Source organism: Dechloromonas denitrificans (genome assembly GCF_020510685.1).
GTDB lineage: Bacteria > Pseudomonadota > Gammaproteobacteria > Burkholderiales > Rhodocyclaceae > Azonexus > Azonexus denitrificans_A.
In genome coordinates, this window is sequence record NZ_CP075185.1 from 3,745,258 (window position 1) to 3,768,225 (window position 22,968).

The following is a 22,968-nucleotide window of genomic DNA, read 5'->3' on the forward strand; positions in this document are numbered from 1 at the left end:
TCCTCCCGCCGCGTTCAGGCTGCCGCAGCTTGTCGTGGGGCGTATTCTGCCACCATGCGTTTTATCTCCGGGATGCACCCGCCACAGAAACTGCCGCATTTCAGGCGTTCCTGCAGGCTGGCCAGGTCGGCGCCCTGGGCCAGTTCCCGGGCGATCTGGACATCGCTGACATCGGCGCATTTGCAGACGATATTGCGCGGCGCCAGGCTGACCGGCGGTTTGGCGGTCGGCGCCAGGGCGAAGCGGATCATCGTCGCATCGAGATCGTCTTCCGCCATCGCCTGTTTCAGCCAGGCCTGGGCCAGCGTCTCGCCGGCCAGACGGACGCCGAGCAAGCGGCCATTCTCGGCGATCGCCTTCTTGGCGATCTGGCGCGAGGCGTCGAGATAGACAATCGCGCCCGCCTCGCCATCCAGCCCGAACAGCCAGTCCAGCTCGGCAATCGCCACGGCGGCGACGGCCTTCTCGGCGGCCGCCCGGAAGACGACGACCGGGTTCTGCCGACCATAGAGCCCGACCGTCGCGTAGGGGTAGGCGCTCAGGCTCAGGCGGGCCCGCTGAATCAGCGCCAGCGCTTCGGCCTGGCTGGAGCAGCGACGCAAGACAGCCAACGGATAGGGCAGATCAAGTTTTCTGATCTGCACCGCGGCGTGCTTCAACTCCGGCTGCAGCGAATAGGGATCGACGGCATCGCTGACCACGGCATTGGCCCCGGGCGAATTCATGAACTGGCTGCCCCAGTGCATCGGCAACCAAACCCGCCCTTTTTGCAGGCCACCCCGCTCGGCAACCCGGACCCGGAACTCGCCGCGGCGATTGCTCACCATCGCGATATCGCCGGTTTCCAGGCCGCGGTGGCGCATGTCGCAGGGATGCATGGCAAGCAGCGGCTCGTCTTCCTGGTTGAACAGGCGCGGCACCGTGCCGGTCCGGCTCATGCCATGCCATTGATCGCGCAGGCGGCCGGAGAGCAGGCTGATCGGATAGTCGGCATCGAGGCGGTCGGCCGTCGTCTGGTGGTCGATGGCGATGAACTTCGCCCGACCGTCCGCCGTCGGAAAACGGCCATCCTCGTACAGCCGCAGCTTGCCGCCAGCGGCACCTTGCGGATACGGCCACTGTTGCGGGCCTTGCGTTTCGAGCAACGGGTAGCTCAGGCCGGTGATATCGAGATCGCGGCCGCGGGTAGTTTCCCGGTGTTCGTTGAAAATTTCTTCGACGGCGGCATAAGGAAAGAGCCGCTCGACATCCTTGTTGTCCAGCTGGCGCCCCAGACGGCGGGCGAAATCGACGACGATTTCCCAGTCGTGGCGGGCCTCGCCCGGCGCCTCGACGGCCGACCGGACGCGCGTGATGCAGCGCTCGGAATTGGTCACCGTACCGTGTTTTTCACCCCAGCTACTGGCCGGCAGCAACAGATCGGCGAACTCCGCCGTATCGGTATTGCCGTAAGCCTCCTGCAGCACGACGTACTCCGCAGTGCGCAGAGCATCGCGCACGGCGGCCTGATTCGGCAGCGAGTGCGCCGGGTTGGTACAGGCGATCCACACCGCCTTGATCTCGCCGGTTTTCAGGCTGGCAAAGAGGTCGACCGCCGACTTGCCCGGTTTTTCCGGAACCGCCGAGACGCCCCACAAACGCGCCACCTCGGCCCGGTGCTCCGGATTGTCGAGGTCGCGGTGGGCCGACAGCAGGTTGGCCAGGCCGCCGACTTCGCGGCCGCCCATGGCATTCGGTTGGCCGGTCAGCGAGAATGGTCCGGCGCCCGCTTTGCCGATCTGGCCGGTCGCCAGATGCAGGTGGATGATCCCGGCGTTGTTGTGCGTGCCATGCGCCGACTGATTGAGCCCTTGGCAATAGAGCGACAGCACCGGGCCGTGTCCGGCGAACCAGCGGGCCGCCTGAATGATGGCCGCCGCCGGAATGCCGCAGAGATCGGCGACGACGGTCGGCGAATAGTTCCTGACGCGCTCGGCCAGTTCGGCGAAGCCGTTGGTATGCGCGGCGATATAGGCGTGGTCGACCAGCCCCTCTTCGATCAGGACGTGCAGCATGCCGTTGAACAGAGCGATATCGCTGCCCGGTTTGAGCGGCAGATGCAGGTCGGCGATCTCGGCACTTTCGCTGCGCCGCGGGTCGGCGACGATTATCTTCAGATCGGGATTCGCCGCCCTGGCATCCTCGATGTAGCGAAAGACGATGGGATGGGCGATGGCCGGATTGGCGCCGGCGATGAAGATCACCCCTGCCTGCGCGATATCGGCGTAGCTGCACGGCGGCGCATCGACGCCGAGCGTCTGCTTGTAACCGGCGACGGCGGACGACATGCAGAGCCGCGAGTTGGTGTCGACGTTGTTGGTGCCGATCAGCCCCTTGGCCAGCTTGTTGAAGACGTAATAGTCTTCGGTCATCAATTGGCCGGAGATATAGAAAGCGACCGAATCCGGACCATAGCGGCGGATCGTTTCGGCAAAGCGCTCAGCCGCCGCGTCGAGCGCTCCATCCCAGGCCACCCGCTCGCCAACCTGGCCGCGCACGGCGCGCGACTCGGGATAGAGCAGGCGACCACCCGGATCCGCCGTCAGATGCAGGGTGGCGCCTTTGGTGCACAGGCGCCCGCGGTTGGCGGGATGCTCCGGGTCACCGCGCACGCCCTCTATCTTCCCGTTTTCGGTTTTGATGAGAACGCCGCAGCCGACGCCGCAGTAGCAACAAGTAGATTTGACTTCAGTTTGCATGATTTTCCTTCTGGCATGCCATCAGCAACAGGCATGCCACCCCGGAAAATCATGGACTTGGAAAGAAAAAGGGGAAATCCCATTGTGGAATTTCCCCTTTTTGGTGCATTGAATGCGGTCGCTGTCCCTATTTGATGCGCTGCAACTTGGGACGCCCCGGTTCGGGCCGTGGCGGCTCGGGCGGCGCGTCACCATCGGTCCCATCGCTCACCGGCTCGGCTTCTCCTGCCTCGCCTGCGGCGGGTTCGGCATCGATTTCGAAAGCCATGCCGGCACCGTTTTCCCGCGAGTAAATCGCTGAAACCTGCTGTACGGGGACCGAGATCTGCCGGGCGACGCCGCCGAAGCGGGCCTGGAACTCGATGAAATCGTTACCGATATGCAACTTGTTGCTGGCATCCGGCCCGATGTTGAGCACGATCTGGCCGTCGCTGATGAATTCGCGCGGCACCCGGGTGCGGCCATCGACCTGGACGGCGATGTACGGCGTGAATCCGTTATCGCAGCACCACTCCCAGATGGCCCGCAGCAGGTACGGCTTGGTAGACGGAAGTTCCATCCTTACTTGCGCATTGCCTTTTCGGACGGGGTCAGCGCATCGATGAAACCTTGCCGACTAAAGATTCGCTCGGCGTACTTCATCAACGGCGCGGCCGCCTTGCCGAGATCGATACCGTAGTGGTCGAGGCGCCACAACAGCGGCGCAATGGCCACGTCGAGCATCGAGAATTCGTCACCGAGCATGAATTTCTGCTTGTTGAAGATCGGGATGATCTCGGTCAGACGAACGCGAATTTCCTGACGCGCCTTGTCGGCCGTCTTGCCGTTCTTCTCGATCACTTCCATGAACGAGAAGATTTCGCGTTCCATGCCGACCAGCAACTGGCGGGCCCGGGCGCGCATGATCGGATCGGCCGGCATCAGTTGCGGATGCGGGAAGCGCTCGTCGATGTATTCGTTGATGATGTTCGGCTCGAACAGCACCAGATCGCGCTCGACCAAAACCGGCACACGGTTGTGCGGATTGATCGCGGCCATCTCTTCCGGCTTGTTGAACATATCGACATCGATGACCTGAAAGTCCATGCCTTTTTCAAACAGGACGATGCGGCAGCGATGGCTAAACGGGCAGGTAGTGCCTGAGTAGAGGTTCATCATTTGTGGTAACCCTCAAAATGAGATTCGGCACCGGGGGCTGGCCTGAGCCAAACCCGCGATGCCGTTAGCTGATCCAAAATGGATCAGTGAATGTCTTTCCAGTATTCCTTCTTCAGTGCGTAAGCCACCACGAAGAGCAATGCCAGGAAGGCAAGAACGAAGAAACCAAGCTTTTGGCGGAATTCCTGTTGGGGTTCACCCATCCAGACCAGGAAGCCGACCAGGTCGGAAACGGTCTTGTCGTAGGCGGCCGGCGCCAGTTCACCCGGAACCGCCAGTTCCAGCTTGTGCGTTTCGTGATTCAGCACTTGCTGGCCCTGCATGGCGTTGAGGACATGCGGCATGGCAACCTTGTCGAACAGGACATTGTTCCAACCAGTCGGACGGGTCTCGTCGCGATAGAAGGAACGCAGGTAGGTGTAGAGCCAGTCAGCACCGGAACCCACTTCGGAAGCGCGGGCCCGGGCGATGATGGTCAGATCCGGCGGCGCCGCACCAAACCACTGCTTCTGCTCTTCGCTACGAGCGGCAACACGCATCTGCTCGCCGATTTTTTCGGCGGTGAACAACAGGTTTTCCTTAACCTGTTGTTCGCTCAGGCCGAGTTCCATCAGCTTGTTGTAGCGGAAGTAGGACGCACCGTGACAATTCAGGCAGTAGTTGACGAAGACCTTGGCGCCGTTTTGCAGAGCGGCCTTGTCACCAACCGATCCCGGCCACGTATCAAGATGTGCCGTGCTGCTGGCAAAAGCAGCCAACGGAACGAAGAGCAATGCGATCAGGAATTTTTTCATTTTTTGCATCCTCACTTCATCGTCACGCGGTCAGGAACCGGCTTGAACTTGTCCATACGCGACCACCAAGGCATGGTCAGGAAGAAGGCGAAATAGAAGAAGCTCAGAACCTGCGCCACCGGAGCACCCGGAATCATGCCGAAAAATTCGTATGAAGGCGGTTGGGTACCAAGGAAACCAAGGATCACGAAGGCGATCACGAACAGGGTCAGCATGGTCTTGTAAATCGGACCGCGATAACGGATCGACTTGACCGGACTGCGATCCAGCCAGGGCAGGAAGGCAAAGACCACGACGGAAGCGCCCATGCCAACCACGCCCCAGAACTTGGCTTCGAGACCGAAGAAATTCCAGACCATGGCACGCAGCACCGAGTAATACGGCGTGAAGTACCAGACCGGCGCGATGTGCGGCGGGGTCTTCAGCGGATCAGCCGGGAAGAAGTTGTTGTATTCCAGGAAATAGCCGCCGCCTTCCGGTGCGAAGAACATCACCGCCGAGAAGACCATCAGGAAGACCACGACGCCGACAATGTCCTTAACCGTGTAGTACGGATGGAACGGAATGCCGTCGAGCGGAATGCCGTGCTCGTCCTTGAGCGCCTTGATTTCGACGCCATCCGGATTATTCGAACCCGTTTCGTGCAGCGCCAGCACGTGTGCGGCAACCAGACCGAGCAGCACGAGCGGGAAGGCGATGACGTGGAAGGAGAAGAAACGGTTCAGCGTCGCATCGCCAACGACGAAGTCGCCGCGAATAATGATCGACAGGTCATTACCGATCACTGGAATGGCACCAAACAGGTTAACAATCACCTGAGCCCCCCAGAACGACATCTGGCCCCATGGCAGCAGATAGCCGAAGAAGGCCTCACCCATCAGCACCAGGAAGATGCCGACACCGAACAGCCAGGTCAGCTCACGCGGCTTGCGATATGAACCGTAGAGCAAGCCACGGAACATGTGCATGTAAACCACGATGAAAAAGGCGGAAGCACCGGTCGAGTGCATGTAGCGGATCAGCCAGCCCCCCGGCACATCACGCATGATGTACTCGACGGAAGCGAAGGCCACCGGCACGCCATTGGCGTTCAGGGCAGCGTCCGGCTTGTAGTGCATGACCAGGAAAATGCCGGTGACGATCTGGATGACCAGAACCAGCAGGGCAAGGGAACCGAAGAAATACCAGAAATTGAAGTTCTTCGGAGCGTAGTACTCGGAAAGGTGGCCCTTGAACATGGCAGTCGCCGGGAAACGGGCATCAACCCATTCCAGCAAGTTGCCACCCAGAGACCCGTCGGATTTGTACTTTTCGAAATTGCCAGCAGCCATTTCTTATGCTCCCTTCTTGTCTTCGCCGATCAGGATACGGGTATCGGTCAGATACACGTGCGGCGGCACTTCGAGGTTGGTCGGGGCAGGCTTCGCCTTGAAAACACGGCCAGCAAAGTCAAAGGTTGAACCGTGACAGGGGCACAGGAAGCCGCCAAGCCATCCGTCAGGCATACCGTCTTCGGTTCCAGCCTTGAACTTGGACGAAGGAGAACAGCCAAGATGGGTACAAATACCGATGACCAGCATGATTTCCGGCTTGATCGAACGGGTTTCGTTCTGGGCGTACGTAGGCTGCTGCGCTTTTTCCGACTTCGGATCGGCAACCTGATCAGCGAGCTTGGGCAGAGTGTCCAGCATCTCCTTGGTGCGGTTGATGATCCACACCGGCTTGCCGCGCCACTCAACGGTCAACATCTGACCGGGCTCGAGCTTGCTGATATCGACTTCAACCGGAGCGCCAGCTGCCTTGGCGCGTTCTGACGGCAGCAAGCTGGAGACGAACGGGACGAGCGCCGCTACAGCACCCGCTCCGCCCACGGCTGCAGTAGCAACGACCAAACGTCGCCGGCCGCAGTCCACTTTTCCTTGATTGCTCATTACGCTGACCCCTAAAGGAATTGGATGGGATTAAAAATAAACGCTAAATTATACGCCAACCGAACCTTCGACAAAAGGCGTTGTCACCCGACACACGCCTTTCGCTCCCGCAGCGCTTGCGCCAGCGTCCCGCTATCGACATATTCAAGCTCGCCACCGACCGGCACGCCGCGCGCGATTCTCGTGACGCTAACTCCTTTGGCCCGGAGCATCGTCGCAACATAATGAGCCGTCGCCTCGCCTTCGTTGGTGTAATTGGTCGCCAGAATCACCTCAGTAACCACGCCATCCAGCGCACGCGCCATCAGTTGCTCGAGAGCGAGCTCCCGGGGCCCGACACCATCCAACGGAGAAATCCGCCCCATCAGAACATAGTAGAGCCCCTTGTAGGCTTGGGTCTGCTCCATCATGTTCATATCGACCGGCGTCTCGACGACGCACAGCAAGCTAGCATCACGGCGCGGCGAAGCGCATCGTTCGCAAAGGTCGCTTTCGGTCAAGGTATTGCATCGCCGGCAATGGCGGATGGCCTGCAAGGCATGCAAAAGCGCATCGCCCAGCCGTTGGGCCCCCTGGCGATCGCTCTGCAACAAGTGGTAGGCCATGCGTTGCGCCGATTTCGGCCCGATCCCGGGCAAACAGCGCAAGGCTTCAATCAACGCCTCGAGACCGGACGGGGTCACTTAGAACGGCAACTTGAAGCCCGGCGGCAAGTTGAGGCCAGCCGAGAACCCGGACATCTTCTCCTGGCTCACCGTCTCACTGCGCCGCATGGCATCGTTGACCGCAGCGGCGATCAAATCTTCCAGCATTTCGCGGTCATCCATCACGGACGGATCTATCGCGACTCGCCGAACATCATGCGCGCAGGTCATGAGAACCTTGACCATACCAGCTCCAGCCTGACCCTCGACTTCAACACTGGCCAGTTGTTCCTGCGCCTTTTTCATGTTTTCCTGCATCATCTGCGCCTGTTTCATCAGGCCACCCAGACCACCCTTCATCATGGTAACATCTCCGCTAAGCTATTGGTTTAATTGATGATTCAACAAGAGAAGCATCAAATGATTCAATCACGTCCCGCACAAAGGCATCTTGCTCGATCGAAGCAATCGCGCGCCCCTGGCGCTCCTGCCTTTCGCGCCCGGCAGCAACGGCCGGGGTGTCAATTTCGTTACTAGCCAGCTCGAAGCGCAATAGCAGAGGCCGTCCGAAATAGTCACTCAGGGCCTGCTGCAATTTGTCTGGGGCCGGTTTCATCTGCAAGTGTGAATGGGCTGGCGCCAACCGCAAGAGGCAATCCCCTTCGCCCAACCGCCGTAACTCGCAGTGCTGAGCCAGGGTCCGCGCCAAACCGGACAAGGGAAGCGTGGAAACGATCTGATGCCAATCCTGTTCACTGCTCTCAGCCGGTGCCGGGGCTGCACTCGTGGTCGAGGTTGGCGTCGCCGGAGGCGGATTGTTTTTGGCAGAAGGCTGCGGTGCCAGCGGCCTTTCCAATGGAACCGCTTTGACACGATTCGTCGCGGCGGCAACCACATCGGCCACCGAACTTGGGCGGAATGTGTGCAGCCTCAAAAGAGTCATGACGAATCCGGCGTATTCATCGGGTGCTACGGAAAGCTCGTTTCGACCGACGACCGAAATCTGGTATGCCAATTGCACGAACTCCGGCGTGAATGCAGCCGCCAGGGCTAATAACCGCGGACGCTCAGGCTCATCCTCATCAATTGCCGCCGGAATACATTGGGCAATCTGCACCCGTGTCAGAAGCGCACCAAGCTCCTGCAGCGCCGCTGAAAAAGAGAGGCTCCGCATAGCCAGATCACTGGCCACCCGTAACAGCGCCGATGCATCCCCATCCCTCACCGCTTCAAGCAAGGCGAACAGATAGTCCTGATCGACCGTTCCCAGCATGCTCCTGACTTGAGCCTCCTCTACCCGCCCCGCCCCATGGGCAATCGCCTGGTCAAGAAGAGAGAGACCGTCGCGCATGCTGCCTGATGCCGAACGCGCAATAAGCCCCAAGGCCGGCGTGTCGAAAGGAATGCCTTCTGCCTGAAGAATATGGGCGAGGTGGCCGGATATGGCCCCCGCCGGCATCTGCTTCAAGTTGAACTGGAGGCAACGGGAGAGTACGGTTACCGGGATCTTCTGCGGATCGGTCGTCGCCAGAATGAATTTGACGTGCTCCGGCGGCTCTTCTAGCGTCTTCAGCATGGCATTGAATGCCGAATTGGAGAGCATGTGGACTTCGTCGATCACATAGACTTTGAAACGACCGCGAGTCGGCGCATAAACAGCGTTCTCAAGCAGTTGCCGCATTTCATCGACCTTGGTATTGGTCGCGGCGTCGACTTCCAACAGGTCAACGAATCGGCCGCTATCAATCTCCTGGCAGGCCGAACAGACGCCGCACGGAGTCGCCGTGATGCCACCTTCGCAATTGAGCGACTTGGCCAGAATCCTGGCTATGGTCGTCTTGCCAACACCGCGCGTACCGGTGAAAAGATATGCGTGATGAAGACGCTGCTCTGAAAGGGCGTGAGTCAGCGCACGGACAACGTGCTCCTGGCCGACAAGCGTAGAAAAATTGCGCGGTCGCCACTTGCGGGCAAGAACCTGATAACTCATGCGCCCCACATCAAAGCAGAAAATGAAAGTGGCGAGCCTAACCCCCGGCACTTGCAGTAAATAGCTGTGGCTGCTTCCTTCCGGACCTGACCAGATTCACCATCCTGCAATGCGGGGAGACCCGCCGAAGCGAATTCTATCATAGTCGCCCTAGGCCTCGCTGCGCGATTTGACCCATTAGTTTTGCCTTATTGTAGACGACAAAAACCCCGTTAGCTTGTGCTAACGGGGTTTTGAATGGGAGCCTGGCGGTGACCTACTTTCGCGAGCGGAAGCTCACTATCATCGGCGCTCATCTGTTTCACGGTCCTGTTCGGGAAGGGAAGGGGTGGGTCCAGAGGGCTATTGCCGCCAAGCGTAACTTGTGTGTTTGTCGCGTATTGAAGCGCGGCAAACGCAAAACGGGGAGGAAGGTTGTTGTTGTGACTGCTATGAGTTGCTGCAGTGTCTTACAAGGTTATAGGATCAAGCCGCACGGGCAATTAGTATCAGTTAGCTTAACGCATTACTGCGCTTCCACACCTGACCTATCAACGTCGTGGTCTTCGACGACCCTTTAGGGAGTTCAAGACTCCGGGAAATCTTATCTTAAGGCGAGTTTCACGCTTAGATGCTTTCAGCGTTTATCTCTTCCGAACATAGCTACCCGGCGATACGACTGGCGTCATAACCGGTACACCAGAGGTTCGTCCACTCCGGTCCTCTCGTACTAGGAGCAGCCCCCTTCAAATTTCCAGCGCCCACGGCAGATAGGGACCAAACTGTCTCACGACGTTTTAAACCCAGCTCACGTACCTCTTTAAATGGCGAACAGCCATACCCTTGGGACCGGCTACAGCCCCAGGATGAGATGAGCCGACATCGAGGTGCCAAACACCGCCGTCGATATGAACTCTTGGGCGGTATCAGCCTGTTATCCCCAGAGTACCTTTTATCCGTTGAGCGATGGCCCTTCCATACAGAACCACCGGATCACTATGACCTGCTTTCGCACCTGCTCGACTTGTGGGTCTCGCAGTCAAGCACGCTTTTGCCATTGCACTTTATGGGCGATGTCCGACCGCCCTAAGCGTACCTTCGTACTCCTCCGTTACCTTTTGGGAGGAGACCGCCCCAGTCAAACTGCCCACCATGCACGGTCCCCGATCCGGATTCACGGATCAAGGTTAGAACCTCAAATAAATCAGGGTGGTATTTCAAGGTTGGCTCCACCGAAACTAGCGTCCCGGTTTCACAGCCTCCCACCTATCCTACACAGACCGATTCAAAGTCCAATGCAAAGCTACAGTAAAGGTTCATGGGGTCTTTCCGTCTTGCCGCGGGGAGATTGCATCTTCACAAACATTTCAACTTCGCTGAGTCTCAGGAGGAGACAGTGTGGCCATCGTTACGCCATTCGTGCAGGTCGGAACTTACCCGACAAGGAATTTCGCTACCTTAGGACCGTTATAGTTACGGCCGCCGTTTACCGGGGCTTCGATCAAGAGCTTGCACCCCATCAATTAACCTTCCGGCACCGGGCAGGCGTCACACCCTATACGTCCACTTTCGTGTTTGCAGAGTGCTGTGTTTTTATTAAACAGTCGCAGCCACCATTTCACTGCAACCCCATCGGCCTTCGAGCGCGAGGCTCTACAACCTACCGGGGCACACCTTCTCCCGAAGTTACGGTGTTAATTTGCCGAGTTCCTTCTCCTGAGTTCTCTCAAGCGCCTTAGAATTTTCATCCTGCCCACCTGTGTCGGTTTGCGGTACGGTCAATTCTAGACTGAAGCTTAGTGGCTTTTCCTGGAAGCTTGGTATCAATCACTTCAGCACCGTAGTGCCTCGTCGTCACGCCTCAGCTTAGCCCCCCGGATTTGCCTAAGGGGCACGCCTACACGCTTAAACCACCTATTCCAACAGATGGCTGACCTAACCTTCTCCGTCCCCACATCGCATCTAGAATCGGTACAGGAATATTGACCTGTTTCCCATCGACTACGCATTTCTGCCTCGCCTTAGGGGCCGACTCACCCTACGCCGATGAACGTTGCGTAGGAAACCTTGGGCTTTCGGCGAGGGAGCTTTTCACTCCCTTTATCGCTACTCATGTCAGCATTCGCACTTCTGATATCTCCAGCATCCTTTACAAGACACCTTCACAGACCTACAGAACGCTCCCCTACCATATCTTTCGATATCCGCAGCTTCGGTGCACAGTTTGAGCCCCGTTACATCTTCCGCGCAGGACGACTCGACTAGTGAGCTATTACGCTTTCTTTAAAGGATGGCTGCTTCTAAGCCAACTTCCTAGCTGTCTATGCCTTCCCACTTCGTTTCCCACTTAACTGTGTCTTGGGGACCTTAGCTGGCGGTCTGGGTTGTTTCCCTCTTGACAATGGACGTTAGCACCCACTGTCTGTCTCCCAGGCTTGCACTTTGCGGTATTCAGAGTTTGCCATGGTTTGGTAAGTCGCGATGACCCCCTAGCCATAACAGTGCTTTACCCCCGCAAGTGATACCTGAGGCACTACCTAAATAGTTTTCGGGGAGAACCAGCTATTTCCGGATTTGTTTAGCCTTTCACCCCTATCCACAGCTCATCCCCTAATTTTTCAACATTAGTGGGTTCGGACCTCCAGTACCTGTTACGGCACCTTCATCCTGGCCATGGATAGATCATCCGGTTTCGGGTCTACGCCGTGCTACTAAACGCCCTTATCAGACTCGCTTTCGCTACGCCTCCCCTATTCGGTTAAGCTCGCAACACAACGTAAGTCGCTGACCCATTATACAAAAGGTACGCAGTCACGGAACAAGTCCGCTCCCACTGTTTGTATGCATGCGGTTTCAGGATCTATTTCACTCCCCTCCCGGGGTTCTTTTCGCCTTTCCCTCACGGTACTAGTTCACTATCGGTCGATCACGAGTATTTAGCCTTGGAGGATGGTCCCCCCATGTTCAGACAAGGTTTCACGTGCCCCGCCCTACTTTTCGCTAACTTAGTACCACGGATTCGTTTTCATGTACGGGGCTATCACCCACTACGGCCGGACTTTCCATTCCGCTCCATTAACGATTCCGCTATCACTAGCAGGCTGCTCCCCGTTCGCTCGCCACTACTTGGGGAATCTCGGTTGATTTATTTTCCTCCGGCTACTTAGATGTTTCAGTTCACCGGGTTCGCCTCAATATCCTATGTATTCAGATAAAGATACTCATTGCTGAGTGGGTTTCCCCATTCGGATATCGGGGGATCAAAGCTTCATTGCCAGCTCCCCCCCGCTTTTCGCAGGCTTGCACGTCCTTCATCGCCTGTGATCGCCTAGGCATCCACCACATGCACTTAGTCGCTTGATCCTATAACCTTGTGCTCTCGTCAGAGAGCGGCTACAGGCAAACTCATATTTGTGCGATCTTCATACTCCATACAAAGATCGATGCAATCACAACGCATCACCCAGGCCTCATCAGCCCAAGTGACACAACCTTCTTCCGTTTTGTTAAAGAGCGCAGCATTTGATTCCTCAAAAGCTAAAGATAAACAACCCTGTTTATCTTTAGTTTCTGGTGGAGGATAACGGGATCGAACCGTTGACCCCCTGCTTGCAAAGCAGGTGCTCTCCCAGCTGAGCTAATCCCCCGTTTTAAGACGTTGGTGGGTCTGGTTGGAATCGAACCAACGACCCCCGCCTTATCAAGACGGTGCTCTAACCGACTGAGCTACAGACCCTCGTCTGTTTGCGCTACGTTTGAACAATCGATAGGTTGTGGGTGCCACTGATGCTTTTCTCTAGAAAGGAGGTGATCCAGCCGCAGGTTCCCCTACGGCTACCTTGTTACGACTTCACCCCAGTCACGAACCCCGCCGTGGTAAGCGCCCTCCTTGCGGTTAGGCTACCTACTTCTGGCGGAACCCGCTCCCATGGTGTGACGGGCGGTGTGTACAAGACCCGGGAACGTATTCACCGTGACATGCTGATCCACGATTACTAGCGATTCCGACTTCATGCAGGCGAGTTGCAGCCTGCAATCCGGACTACGATCGGCTTTCTGGGATTGGCTCCCCCTCGCGGGTTGGCGACCCTTTGTACCGACCATTGTATGACGTGTGAAGCCCTACCCATAAGGGCCATGAGGACTTGACGTCATCCCCACCTTCCTCCGGTTTGTCACCGGCAGTCTCGCTAAAGTGCCCAACTAAATGATGGCAATTAACGACAAGGGTTGCGCTCGTTGCGGGACTTAACCCAACATCTCACGACACGAGCTGACGACAGCCATGCAGCACCTGTGTTCAGGTTCCCTTTCGGGCACATCTCAATCTCTCAAGACTTCCTGACATGTCAAGGGTAGGTAAGGTTTTTCGCGTTGCATCGAATTAATCCACATCATCCACCGCTTGTGCGGGTCCCCGTCAATTCCTTTGAGTTTTAACCTTGCGGCCGTACTCCCCAGGCGGTCAACTTCACGCGTTAGCTCCGGTACTAAAAGGTTTTACCCTCCCAACACCTAGTTGACATCGTTTAGGGCGTGGACTACCAGGGTATCTAATCCTGTTTGCTACCCACGCTTTCGTGCATGAGCGTCAGTATCGACCCAGGGGGCTGCCTTCGCCATTGGTGTTCCTCCACATCTCTACGCATTTCACTGCTACACGTGGAATTCCACCCCCCTCTGCCGTACTCTAGCCTTGCAGTCACAAGCGCAGTTCCCAGGTTGAGCCCGGGGATTTCACGCCTGTCTTACAAAACCGCCTGCGCACGCTTTACGCCCAGTAATTCCGATTAACGCTCGCACCCTACGTATTACCGCGGCTGCTGGCACGTAGTTAGCCGGTGCTTCTTATTCCGGTACCGTCATCCACACCAGGTATTAACCAATGCGATTTCTTCCCGGCCGAAAGAGCTTTACAACCCGAAGGCCTTCTTCACTCACGCGGCATGGCTGGATCAGGCTTGCGCCCATTGTCCAAAATTCCCCACTGCTGCCTCCCGTAGGAGTCTGGACCGTGTCTCAGTTCCAGTGTGGCGGATCATCCTCTCAGACCCGCTACAGATCGTCGCCTTGGTGAGCTTTTACCCCACCAACTAGCTAATCTGATATCGGCCGCTCTAACAGCGCAAGGCCCGAAGGTCCCCTGCTTTCCTCCTCAGAGAATATGCGGTATTAGCGTAACTTTCGCTACGTTATCCCCCACTGAAAGGTACGTTCCGATACATTACTCACCCGTTCGCCACTCGCCACCAGGATTGCTCCCGTGCTGCCGTTCGACTTGCATGTGTAAGGCATGCCGCCAGCGTTCAATCTGAGCCAGGATCAAACTCTTCAGTTCAATCCAACTAATTACTCACAATTCACTGACGGTAGAATTTGACTTCTACCTCGATGGATCTCTCCATCCGTGTGATTGCCTTTAATACTTTTTGCGACTTGCGCCGCTTTCGCATCAAGGCACCCACACCTATCGATTGTCCAAATTGTTAAAGATCACTTCCTGCACTGCGCCGTCGCTTTCGCTTCGTCTGCAGCAGAGAGGCCGAATTATGAACCTCTTCTCTACTCCCGTCAAGCTTTTCAGCTCAACTTCTTCTTTCTGCTTCCTCTTCTCCAACCGCCGAAAACACCCGCCGCTGCAGAAGAGCTGCGCATTATATAGATCTCAAACCGAAGGTCAACTCAATCAACCAAATTACTTTGCACAACGACTCCCGGGACGCCAATTAGGCAAGAGTTACTTTGGCGAACTTTCGCTTTCCAACCTGCAAAACCAGAGTCTCACCAACACTAACGACCTTCCCCTTATCGGAAACTTTGTCACCATTCGCACGGACCGCCCCCTGGTCAATCATGCGTAAAGCCTCGGAGGTGCTGGCGGTCAACCCCGCCTGCTTGAGCACCTGAATCAACGGAAACCCTCCGGACTCACACTGCAAAGTGAGTTCCGGCATATCATCGGGGAGCACCCCCTGACGGAATCGCGCCTCAAACTCCTGCAATGAATCCTCTGCCGCTTGACGAGAATGGAAACGCTCAACGAGCTCCAGCCCCAGGAGCACTTTTACATCTCTCGGATTTCTCCCTCCTGCAATCTCCTCCTTGAAGCGGAGGATTTCAGCACTCCCTCGAAAGGAAAGCAGCTCGAAGTAGCGCCACATCAAGTTATCGGACACAGACATGATCTTGCCGAATATTTCACGCGGCGCCTCATTGATCCCAATATAGTTACCCAAGGATTTCGACATTTTGTTTACGCCATCCAAGCCCTCAAGCAAAGGCATGGTTAGAACACACTGAGGCGATTGACCGTAATGCTTCTGCAACTCGCGACCGACGAGAAGATTGAACTTCTGATCGGTGCCACCAAGCTCCACATCCGCGCGCATGGCGACCGAGTCATAGCCTTGACATAGCGGATAGAGAAATTCGTGGATGGCAATGGGCAAGCCACCAGCGTAACGCTTGGCAAAATCATCACGCTCCAGCATCCGCGCAACGGTATGCTGCGCAGCCAACTTGATCATGCCCGCAGCCCCAAGGCTGTCGAACCAGGCTGAGTTGAAGCAGATTTCGGTCTTTTCCGGATCAAGAATCTTGAACACCTGCTCCTTGTAGGTCTTGGCATTTTCAACAATCTGTTCGCGCGACAACGGGGGGCGCGTCACATTCTTGCCGGTTGGATCACCAATCAACCCGGTGAAATCACCAATCAGGAACATTACGTGGTGCCCCAATTCCTGAAAGTGACGCAGTTTGTTGATTAGCACCGTGTGCCCGAGATGCAGGTCAGGGGCCGTTGGATCGAACCCCGCCTTGACCCGCAACGGCCGCCCTGCCTTCAGGCGCTCAATCAGCTCCGACTCCACCAACAACTCATCACAACCCCGCTTGATGAGTTGCAAACCATGTTCAATATTTACCATCACCCAACTCCGGACACCGCAAATTTTGGCCGAGACATATCTGCTAGACTGCTTCGATTTTCACGCACCAAATCATTTATTCGATGAAAAATAGCCGTATTTTAGCGCACCCGCGCCCCCTAGCTTCACACCTGCACCGACACAGATGGCCTCTGGCCCTGACTGGCGCCATATCGGCCCTGGCAATGGCAGCAGCCATAGCAGTTGCCCCCGATACCGAACAGATCTCAACAACCCGCGTCGTCGAACAATTGCAACTGGTAGCCAGTAAGGAACAAGCCAGTAGCGACTCAGGTTATCTGATCGAAGAACGAGTACAGCGGGGCGACACCGTAAGCAGCCTATTGGCCCGCCTGAACATCCTGGATACCGAAACAAGCACCTTCGTACTCACCAACCCGGAAGCGCGAATCATTGGAGAACAACTTGCTCCAGGCAAAATCGTTAGCGCTATCGCAAGCGCCAACGGCGAGCTGATCAAACTCCACTTTCCCTTGAATGACCGAGAAAGCGCCTTGGTAATTGAAAATCGCGACGGCAAGCTAACCGCCAAGCAGGTTGCCGAGCGTTTCGAAAAGATCATCGTCAGTAAGGCCGGTGAAATTTCCAGCTCACTTTTCGCCGCTTCCGATGCAGCAAATATCCCTGATGCGATAGCCATTCAATTGGCAGAACTCTTTGGGAGCGACATTGACTTCCACCGAGACCTGCGCATAGGCGATCGTTTTTCGATCGCCTATGAAATGGACTACTTGAGAGGCCAAGCAACCCGCAGCGGCAAAATCCTGAGTGCCGAATTCGTCAACAATGGAAAAACTTACCGGGCGGTTTGGTTCGAACAATCAGGCAAGGGTAACTATTACACTCCAGAAGGCAAGCCGCTAAAAAAAGCTTTTCTTCGCTCACCACTCGAGTTCTCCCGAATAACCTCCAGTTTCAGCATGCGGTTCCACCCCATCCTCAAAGAGTGGCGCGCCCACCAAGGGGTTGATTACGGCGCACCGCAAGGTACCAAGGTTAGAGCAACAGCGGACGCCATCGTTGATTTCGCCGGTTTTCAGAAAGGTTACGGAAATATCGTCATCCTGAAACACGCGAGAAGCCACTCCACCGCCTACGGCCACTTACAAAGCATTGAGCACAATGTACGCAAAGGTGTGCGGATCAACCAAGGCGAAACCATAGGGCGCGTCGGACAAACCGGCTGGGCAACCGGGCCGCATCTACATTACGAATTTCGTGTCAATGACCGACCGGTCAACCCTCTATCCGCCAGCCTACCCGTTAGCACCCCCCTTGAGTCAAGCCAACTTGGACGCTTCAAAGCAGAAACCGCCCCCTTGCTTGGACAACTCGATCTGCTGGGGCAGAGCAAAATTGCATACGTCGAATAACCTGCTTCAAACCGAAATAACCATGCAAAAAGGGCGGCCTAGGCCGCCCTTTTTAATGCACTAAAATAACTCAGGCTGCGAAGGAGGATCCGCAACCGCAGGTGGAAGTTGCATTCGGATTACGAATGACGAACTGAGAACCCTCGAGACCTTCGGAATAGTCAATCTCGGCGCCAACCAGATACTGATAGCTCATCGGATCGATAAGCAGCGTCACGCCATTTTTTTCGAGAGTGGTGTCGTCTTCATTCACCTCCTCGTCGAACGTGAAGCCATATTGAAAACCAGAGCAGCCGCCGCCCGTAACAAAAACTCGGAGCTTGAGGCCTGGATTACCCTCTTCCTCGATGAGTTCCTTGACCTTGGTCGCTGCACTATCGGTAAAGAGAAGAGGAGAGGTCATTTCGGTAACTGCATTCATGAGAAAGCTCCTGAGAAAATTCGTGCGAGATTATGCGAGTCCGTGCCATCGCGGTCAATCATCTTAGTTTGAAGCAGCGAGCTTTAGTTCCACCGATTTTTCATCATGATGGACAAGCCGCCCCTCAATAACTGCCCCTTGGTGCATTTCAATTAGCGCATAGTCGACGTCGCCAACAATACGCGCCTTCGACTGCATCTCAAGCGACTCAGTCACGGTAGCAGGTCCGACCACAGTCCCATTCGTAACCAGATGAGCCACACGTACAGCACCCTCGACACGGGCGTGCTCACTCAAGACCAATGTAGATGCCGAGGCCCCCTCGACAGCCTCCACACTCCCAACCACTTCGCCATCAATGCGCAACCCGCCGGTAAAATAAATACTGCCCTCAACTCGAGTCCCAGCCCCGATCAAACTATCAATTCGTCCTTGAGGTTTGTTTTCAGATTTTTTGCCAAACATGGATCCCCCTAAAGTTGAGCCGACCGCTTTAACTTGAGTGTATCACCCTGCAGCACACGCGCCTCAACCCCCTGAAGAAGAGCCCCTACAGGCAACTGAAAAACACTCTCGCGGCGAAGAAAGTGTTTGAGTGCAAGCAGAGAGTCACCGGCCGAATCACCCTTTTCCGGAAGCAACAGTTGCTGCTCTTTCCCCCCCTGCGAAAACCGCACCGCTAATTGCAGGCGCCCCCGGAACTCCGGGCTCTGCCTGCTCGGCTGAAAAGCCAGCAACAATCGATAGCGATAACGCCCATCCTCCTCTTGGATAACGCGAAAGTTTTCGACGCGAACAACAGCCTCTTCTCCAACAACAGGGATCAAACGTTCAAACAATCGAATATCTTCTTTCAGCGCACCATTTTCCTGCTCCAACCCCTGAAGCCGAGTCAGCAATTTTTGCTGGGCCGCCCGTTCGATACTGACAGCATTTAGCCCAGTTCCCGCCGTCGCTCGCAGCAAATCCAATTCCGCTCGTTGCCTCAAAAGTTGCTCACGAAGACTTTGCACCTCGCGCCCCATCTCTCCGGCCTCATTGCGCTGCAATACCAACCAGGCCACTGTTCCAAGCAACAAAACCATTAACAACACGGGCAACGTAAGCCACTGCCATGGCATGTGGCTACGCACGACGACGCGTGGCGCCGAAATCCCGAAACGGCGTCGAAATTTTTTCAATTTCAAAGAAACAGCAGGAGTTGGCATACGCCCGTCAGGCCCCTCAAGCGAAACATCTGGATAAATGGAGTCATTACCGGGAGGACAGAAGGCACTCCCTTGGGAGGCTGGACAAAAGACAGAGCCTTCCAACAACACGCTTTTTAATCACGCCACCTCTTTCAAACGAAAGCGCATGATAGCGCGCACTCCAAAAACAAAAAAGCCGCCCAAGGGCGGCTTTCTATACGCTCGAAGCGCATTAACGCTTGGAGAACTGCTTGCGGCGACGTGCCTTGTGGAAACCAACTTTTTTACGTTCCACTTCACGAGCATCGCGCGTCACGAAACCCGCTTTGGAGAGCGCCGGCTTCAATGCTGCATCGTACTCAATCAAAGCGCGGGTGATGCCGTGACGAACGGCGCCAGCCTGACCGGATTCACCACCGCCGATAACATTTACCTTGATATCGAAACCAGAGAGCTGAGCTACCAACTCAAGCGGTTGACGGACGATCATACGACCGGTTTCACGGGAGAAGAACTGGTCAATGGGCTTGCCATTGACAACAATCGCACCGGAACCGCGCTTCATGAAAACACGGGCGATGGCGCTCTTGCGACGACCAGTACCGTAGAAATAACTTTCAGCCATGATGACCCCTTAAATTTCCAGAGCCTTCGGCTGCTGGGCGGTGTGAGGATGCTGTTCGCCAGCGTAACACTTCAGCTTCTTGAGCATCGCGTAACCCAGCGGCCCCTTCGGCAGCATGCCCTTGACGGCGGTTTCCAGGGCGCGGCCCGGGAAACGCTGCTGCATCTTCTTGAAGTTGGTTTCGTAGATACCGCCCGGATAACCGGAGTGGCGGAAGTACTTCTTATCTTCGGCCTTGTTACCGGTAACGGTGATCTTTTCGACATTGGTTACGACGATAAAATCGCCGGTATCAACGTGCGGGGTATAGATAGCCTTGTGCTTGCCACGGAGGCGACGAGCAATTTCGGTAGCGAGGCGGCCGAGCACCTTGTCTGTGGCGTCTACCACAAACCACTCGCGCTTCACCTCATGTGGCTTGGCGGAAAACGTTTTCATGTGTGTGCCGTCCTGAAAAATTTGGGCGCAGATTGGAGAAAGGCGCGGATTCTAGTTGAAACTCGTTACCAGTGTCAATGGTTTTTAGCCACACACCTTATTAACAAGTAAAAAAAAACGCGGCCCAGTGAGCCGCGTTAAATCCACACCAAAGGAGGAGGGTGGAGGAGACAAACCTGAACAGCAGAACCAGTCACTACCAAGTCACTACCGTTCGTACAGTCCATATTTTCCACGAACAGCCAACTTCCGGCAAGAACTATTTGTGCAACGCACAATCGAACAACAAATCAATCAATAAATTTAATTTATTTACAATAAACAAATGTTTATTAACGATATTAAATATATACACGTTGAGAATAACGTATTGATAAACCAAATTTTGTCACATGCATAGACTCATTTTTTTTGGCAAAAATGCTGCAATGCAGCACCAACCCTGCAAAGGATCCACATGGCGGGATATCCGCTAAAATCGCTGATCTTTCAAGGAGAATTGAATGGAATGCACTATCAGATGGATGGGAAATGATGCGGGAATGTCATTTGTCGCCGAAACCGGCAGCGGCCACGCGGTCGTAATGGACGGCGCCCCCGAGGCTGGCGGCAGAAACCTCGGATTACGCCCCATGGAAATGGTTCTGGCGGGAACCGGCGGTTGCACAGCCTTCGATGTCGTATTGATATTAAAAAAAGGCCGTCATGCGGTGAGTGGCTGCAACGTAAGCCTGAAGGCCGAGCGAGCTGACACCGACCCAAAAATCTTTACCCATATTCACTTTCACTACACAGTGAAGGGCAAGCAGCTCAAACCGGAAGCGGTAGCACGCGCCATTGAGCTGTCGAAAGACAAATACTGTTCAGCCTCGATCATGATTGGCAAAACAGCCGAAATCACTCACGATTTCGAGATTATTGACGAAGCCTGAGCTGCGTAGAGGCTATAGGTGATAGGCGGTCAAGGTCATAACCTTGGCCACCATTTTCATGACTGCCTTGATAGGCTGCGGAAGCTCCGCCGCCCCATAACAAATGGCTGTTTCGGCATGACGAATTTCGTCAAGGCGCATTTGTTCGACAATTGCCCGCGAACGCACATCCTCTTCGGGCAGATTGAGCAGATGCCCATCGAGATGTGCCTCGACCTGACGTTCGGTTTCGGCCAGAAATCCCAAATTCCACTTATCACCGAGCGCCCCCGCCACCAGCCCCATCGTCAAGGAGCCGGCATACCACAGCGGATTAAGCAGGCTTTTGTGCCCTCCCAATTCCTCGATACGCTGCTCGGTCCAAGCCAAATGCTCGGTTTCCTCATCAGCCGCGCCACGCAAAGCCTCCTTCACCGCTACATCGCGCGAAGTAAGCGCCTGCCCTTGGTAAAGCGCCTGGGCACAAATCTCTCCGCAGTGATTGATGCGCATCAAACCAACGACATGACGCTTTTGTGCGAAATCAAGTTCGACATCGGGCTGATTACTACCAGGCACCGCGCGAACACTGCGAGCCGGCGCCAGAATTGTGCGCAATGCTCGATCAATCTCGATAATCGTCTGATCAACGGTCATTGCACTCACCACATTTTGTTATCAGGATGCTTGCCACTCCGCAAAGCCTCTTTGGCTTCTGTCGCGTCGCGGACGATCACGCCAACCGGGCAGAAATATTCAAGGAACAAGACTGCATGATGTCGATTGGCGTGGACATCCTTGATTCGCGACCATTCGCTGTTGCGCGATTTGGACCACGTCCCGTCACGACGGCCTGAAGCATAAATCCGGTTTTCTCGGGTCTCACAACGCATACCTTCAAAAGTGACATTCCGAGCCCCGCTCGGCGTCACGATCACCAGCACATAGCGCACGACACCGTCGCTACCGACGTTTAACGTCGCCAGGTCAATGAAGAACTTGTTGTCAGTGGCCATACTGACGTAGAAGGACTGCAATTTCTCTTCAGCGGGAGCAACCGGCAATGGCACGTCAATTTCCTGCCACTGCTTGGTTTCGTAATCTTCCTCGGAATCCGCTTGCACCCTTCCTTGAAGGAGGAGCACAACGAGCAAAACAGCAAACCAGCGTAGCAACGGCATCCGATTAGTCCTCATCCGGCAAAACGGCATCATCGACCGAAATCGCGACACCGGAACGCCGATTTTTTGCTCGCCGATCAAGATCGATAAAGCGTACCAATTCATTCAAGGCTTGCTCGTACACACCACGCTTGAATTCAATGACCGCATCGAGCGGAACCCAGTAATCATTCCAGCGCCAGGCGTCGAACTCCGGCTTGTTTGTAGCCCGCAGGCTGACGTCGTTATCTCTCCCGACAAGGCGCAACAGAAACCAGATCTGCTTTTGCCCCTTGTAGGAGCCACGCCATTCCCGCTTGATCCAGTGTGTCGGCACTTCGTAACGCAACCAGCCCTTGGTTCGCCCGAGAATACGCACGTGCTCGGGCAACAGCCCGACCTCTTCGTGCAGTTCCCGATACATGGCTTCTTCGGGCGATTCGCCACGCTTGATGCCACCTTGCGGAAACTGCCAGGAATGCTCCCGTATGCGCTTACCCCAGAAAACCTCGTTCTTGGCGTTACAAAGAATAATGCCGACGTTCGGGCGATAGCCTTCGCGGTCGAGCATAAATATCCTGCAAAATTAAAAGTTACCGCAATTCTTTCACAAAGCCCCCCTGCGTGCAAAGCACAGCCTGCGTGTAAAATGCCCTTTTCGCAACGAAT

Annotated in this window: 20 protein-coding genes, 2 tRNA genes, 3 rRNA genes and 1 other RNA gene; 2 read left to right on the plus strand and 24 right to left on the minus strand. The window is 55.6% G+C overall.

What is annotated here, in order from left to right; translation table 11 throughout:
- Positions 1-14 precede the first annotated feature (14 nt).
- The 16 genes from KI611_RS17890 to tyrS all read right to left on the minus strand — a co-directional run bounded on the left by KI611_RS17890 (position 15) and on the right by tyrS (position 16,160).
- On the minus strand, positions 15-2,738 hold the full coding sequence (locus KI611_RS17890; RefSeq protein WP_226417007.1) for a nitrate reductase: 2,724 nt from the start codon (positions 2,736-2,738) through the stop codon (positions 15-17).
- Positions 2,739-2,865: 127 nt separating this feature from the next.
- The gene (locus KI611_RS17895; protein WP_226417008.1) at positions 2,866-3,297 is read right to left on the minus strand and encodes a ClpXP protease specificity-enhancing factor; all 432 of its coding nucleotides are present in this window, start codon (positions 3,295-3,297) and stop codon (positions 2,866-2,868) included.
- Between the two features lie 2 nt (positions 3,298-3,299).
- The gene (locus tag KI611_RS17900) at positions 3,300-3,896 is read right to left on the minus strand and encodes a glutathione S-transferase N-terminal domain-containing protein (protein ID WP_226417009.1); all 597 of its coding nucleotides are present in this window, start codon (positions 3,894-3,896) and stop codon (positions 3,300-3,302) included.
- A gap of 83 nt (positions 3,897-3,979) precedes the next feature.
- Positions 3,980-4,690: a cytochrome c1 gene (locus KI611_RS17905; protein WP_226417010.1), complete on the minus strand. Its 711-nt coding sequence runs from the start codon at positions 4,688-4,690 to the stop codon at positions 3,980-3,982.
- Positions 4,691-4,701: 11 nt separating this feature from the next.
- Positions 4,702-6,021, minus strand: a complete 1,320-nt coding sequence (locus tag KI611_RS17910) for a cytochrome b (RefSeq protein ID WP_226417011.1) — start codon at positions 6,019-6,021, stop codon at positions 4,702-4,704.
- 3 nt (positions 6,022-6,024) lie between these two features.
- The gene (petA, locus tag KI611_RS17915; protein WP_226417012.1) at positions 6,025-6,621 is read right to left on the minus strand and encodes a ubiquinol-cytochrome c reductase iron-sulfur subunit; all 597 of its coding nucleotides are present in this window, start codon (positions 6,619-6,621) and stop codon (positions 6,025-6,027) included.
- A gap of 83 nt (positions 6,622-6,704) precedes the next feature.
- The gene (gene recR / locus KI611_RS17920; protein WP_226417013.1) at positions 6,705-7,304 is read right to left on the minus strand and encodes a recombination mediator RecR; all 600 of its coding nucleotides are present in this window, start codon (positions 7,302-7,304) and stop codon (positions 6,705-6,707) included.
- A complete protein-coding gene (locus KI611_RS17925; protein WP_226417014.1) occupies positions 7,305-7,628 on the minus strand; it encodes a YbaB/EbfC family nucleoid-associated protein in 324 nt (107 codons plus the stop codon).
- Between the two features lie 13 nt (positions 7,629-7,641).
- Positions 7,642-9,255 (minus strand): DNA polymerase III subunit gamma/tau, encoded by a 1,614-nt coding sequence (gene dnaX, locus KI611_RS17930; protein ID WP_226417015.1) that lies wholly within the window; start codon positions 9,253-9,255, stop codon positions 7,642-7,644.
- Between the two features lie 27 nt (positions 9,256-9,282).
- Positions 9,283-9,381, minus strand: an RNA gene (ffs, locus tag KI611_RS17935) — signal recognition particle sRNA small type.
- A 117-nt stretch (positions 9,382-9,498) separates the two neighbouring features.
- A 5S ribosomal RNA gene (gene rrf / locus KI611_RS17940) occupies positions 9,499-9,611 on the minus strand.
- Positions 9,612-9,716: 105 nt separating this feature from the next.
- Positions 9,717-12,597, minus strand: a 23S ribosomal RNA gene (locus tag KI611_RS17945).
- A 208-nt stretch (positions 12,598-12,805) separates the two neighbouring features.
- Positions 12,806-12,881 (minus strand) — tRNA-Ala (locus tag KI611_RS17950).
- Positions 12,882-12,893: 12 nt separating this feature from the next.
- Positions 12,894-12,970, minus strand: a tRNA-Ile gene (locus tag KI611_RS17955).
- 64 nt (positions 12,971-13,034) lie between these two features.
- Positions 13,035-14,572 (minus strand): 16S ribosomal RNA (locus tag KI611_RS17960).
- Together the 16S, 23S and 5S rRNA genes with 2 tRNA genes alongside form the textbook arrangement of a ribosomal RNA operon.
- Positions 14,573-14,960: 388 nt before the next feature.
- On the minus strand, positions 14,961-16,160 hold the full coding sequence (tyrS, locus tag KI611_RS17965) for a tyrosine--tRNA ligase (RefSeq protein WP_226417016.1): 1,200 nt from the start codon (positions 16,158-16,160) through the stop codon (positions 14,961-14,963).
- A 185-nt stretch (positions 16,161-16,345) separates the two neighbouring features.
- Between tyrS and KI611_RS17970 the strand changes: the two genes are divergently transcribed.
- Positions 16,346-17,554, plus strand: coding sequence for a M23 family metallopeptidase (locus KI611_RS17970; protein WP_226417017.1), 1,209 nt, complete (start codon positions 16,346-16,348; stop codon positions 17,552-17,554).
- 70 nt (positions 17,555-17,624) lie between these two features.
- Here the strand turns inward: KI611_RS17970 and erpA are convergent, their stop codons facing one another.
- From erpA to rplM, 5 genes are all read right to left on the minus strand, one after another.
- Positions 17,625-17,975, minus strand: coding sequence for an iron-sulfur cluster insertion protein ErpA (erpA, locus tag KI611_RS17975; RefSeq protein ID WP_226417018.1), 351 nt, complete (start codon positions 17,973-17,975; stop codon positions 17,625-17,627).
- 63 nt (positions 17,976-18,038) lie between these two features.
- Positions 18,039-18,440, minus strand: a complete 402-nt coding sequence (locus KI611_RS17980; protein ID WP_226417019.1) for a bactofilin family protein — start codon at positions 18,438-18,440, stop codon at positions 18,039-18,041.
- An 8-nt stretch (positions 18,441-18,448) separates the two neighbouring features.
- A complete protein-coding gene (locus tag KI611_RS17985; RefSeq protein ID WP_226417020.1) occupies positions 18,449-19,183 on the minus strand; it encodes a DUF6776 family protein in 735 nt (244 codons plus the stop codon).
- Positions 19,184-19,397: 214 nt separating this feature from the next.
- The gene (rpsI, locus tag KI611_RS17990) at positions 19,398-19,790 is read right to left on the minus strand and encodes a 30S ribosomal protein S9 (RefSeq protein WP_226417021.1); all 393 of its coding nucleotides are present in this window, start codon (positions 19,788-19,790) and stop codon (positions 19,398-19,400) included.
- 9 nt (positions 19,791-19,799) lie between these two features.
- Positions 19,800-20,228, minus strand: a complete 429-nt coding sequence (gene rplM / locus KI611_RS17995) for a 50S ribosomal protein L13 (RefSeq protein WP_226417022.1) — start codon at positions 20,226-20,228, stop codon at positions 19,800-19,802.
- A gap of 503 nt (positions 20,229-20,731) precedes the next feature.
- Between rplM and KI611_RS18000 the strand changes: the two genes are divergently transcribed.
- Positions 20,732-21,160, plus strand: coding sequence for an OsmC family protein (locus KI611_RS18000; RefSeq protein ID WP_226417023.1), 429 nt, complete (start codon positions 20,732-20,734; stop codon positions 21,158-21,160).
- Positions 21,161-21,172: 12 nt separating this feature from the next.
- Here KI611_RS18000 and coq7 read toward each other — a convergent pair whose 3' ends face one another.
- From coq7 to KI611_RS18015, 3 genes are read right to left on the minus strand one after another with little or no spacing between them, the layout of a single operon-like run.
- The gene (coq7, locus tag KI611_RS18005; protein ID WP_226417024.1) at positions 21,173-21,796 is read right to left on the minus strand and encodes a 2-polyprenyl-3-methyl-6-methoxy-1,4-benzoquinone monooxygenase; all 624 of its coding nucleotides are present in this window, start codon (positions 21,794-21,796) and stop codon (positions 21,173-21,175) included.
- 5 nt (positions 21,797-21,801) lie between these two features.
- Positions 21,802-22,320 carry a CNP1-like family protein gene (locus tag KI611_RS18010; protein ID WP_226417025.1) on the minus strand — a complete coding sequence of 173 codons (519 nt, stop codon included), beginning with the start codon at positions 22,318-22,320 and terminating at the stop codon, positions 21,802-21,804.
- 4 nt (positions 22,321-22,324) lie between these two features.
- Positions 22,325-22,870, minus strand: coding sequence for an RNA pyrophosphohydrolase (locus KI611_RS18015; protein ID WP_226417026.1), 546 nt, complete (start codon positions 22,868-22,870; stop codon positions 22,325-22,327).
- Positions 22,871-22,968 lie beyond the last annotated feature (98 nt).

Coding starts and splice junctions, on each gene's coding strand:
- KI611_RS17890 (WP_226417007.1), bottom strand. CDS start 2,738: ATGCAAACTGAAGTCAAATCTACTTGTTGCTACTGCGGCGTCGGCTGC.
- KI611_RS17895 (WP_226417008.1), bottom strand. CDS start 3,297: ATGGAACTTCCGTCTACCAAGCCGTACCTGCTGCGGGCCATCTGGGAG.
- KI611_RS17900 (WP_226417009.1), bottom strand. CDS start 3,896: ATGATGAACCTCTACTCAGGCACTACCTGCCCGTTTAGCCATCGCTGC.
- KI611_RS17905 (WP_226417010.1), bottom strand. CDS start 4,690: ATGAAAAAATTCCTGATCGCATTGCTCTTCGTTCCGTTGGCTGCTTTT.
- KI611_RS17910 (WP_226417011.1), bottom strand. CDS start 6,021: ATGGCTGCTGGCAATTTCGAAAAGTACAAATCCGACGGGTCTCTGGGT.
- petA (WP_226417012.1), bottom strand. CDS start 6,621: ATGAGCAATCAAGGAAAAGTGGACTGCGGCCGGCGACGTTTGGTCGTT.
- KI611_RS17925 (WP_226417014.1), bottom strand. CDS start 7,628: ATGATGAAGGGTGGTCTGGGTGGCCTGATGAAACAGGCGCAGATGATG.
- dnaX (WP_226417015.1), bottom strand. CDS start 9,255: ATGAGTTATCAGGTTCTTGCCCGCAAGTGGCGACCGCGCAATTTTTCT.
- tyrS (WP_226417016.1), bottom strand. CDS start 16,160: ATGGTAAATATTGAACATGGTTTGCAACTCATCAAGCGGGGTTGTGAT.
- KI611_RS17970 (WP_226417017.1), top strand. CDS start 16,346: ATGGCAGCAGCCATAGCAGTTGCCCCCGATACCGAACAGATCTCAACA.
- erpA (WP_226417018.1), bottom strand. CDS start 17,975: ATGAATGCAGTTACCGAAATGACCTCTCCTCTTCTCTTTACCGATAGT.
- KI611_RS17980 (WP_226417019.1), bottom strand. CDS start 18,440: ATGTTTGGCAAAAAATCTGAAAACAAACCTCAAGGACGAATTGATAGT.
- KI611_RS17985 (WP_226417020.1), bottom strand. CDS start 19,183: ATGCCAACTCCTGCTGTTTCTTTGAAATTGAAAAAATTTCGACGCCGT.
- rpsI (WP_226417021.1), bottom strand. CDS start 19,790: ATGGCTGAAAGTTATTTCTACGGTACTGGTCGTCGCAAGAGCGCCATC.
- rplM (WP_226417022.1), bottom strand. CDS start 20,228: ATGAAAACGTTTTCCGCCAAGCCACATGAGGTGAAGCGCGAGTGGTTT.
- KI611_RS18000 (WP_226417023.1), top strand. CDS start 20,732: ATGGAATGCACTATCAGATGGATGGGAAATGATGCGGGAATGTCATTT.
- coq7 (WP_226417024.1), bottom strand. CDS start 21,796: ATGACCGTTGATCAGACGATTATCGAGATTGATCGAGCATTGCGCACA.
- KI611_RS18010 (WP_226417025.1), bottom strand. CDS start 22,320: ATGCCGTTGCTACGCTGGTTTGCTGTTTTGCTCGTTGTGCTCCTCCTT.
- KI611_RS18015 (WP_226417026.1), bottom strand. CDS start 22,870: ATGCTCGACCGCGAAGGCTATCGCCCGAACGTCGGCATTATTCTTTGT.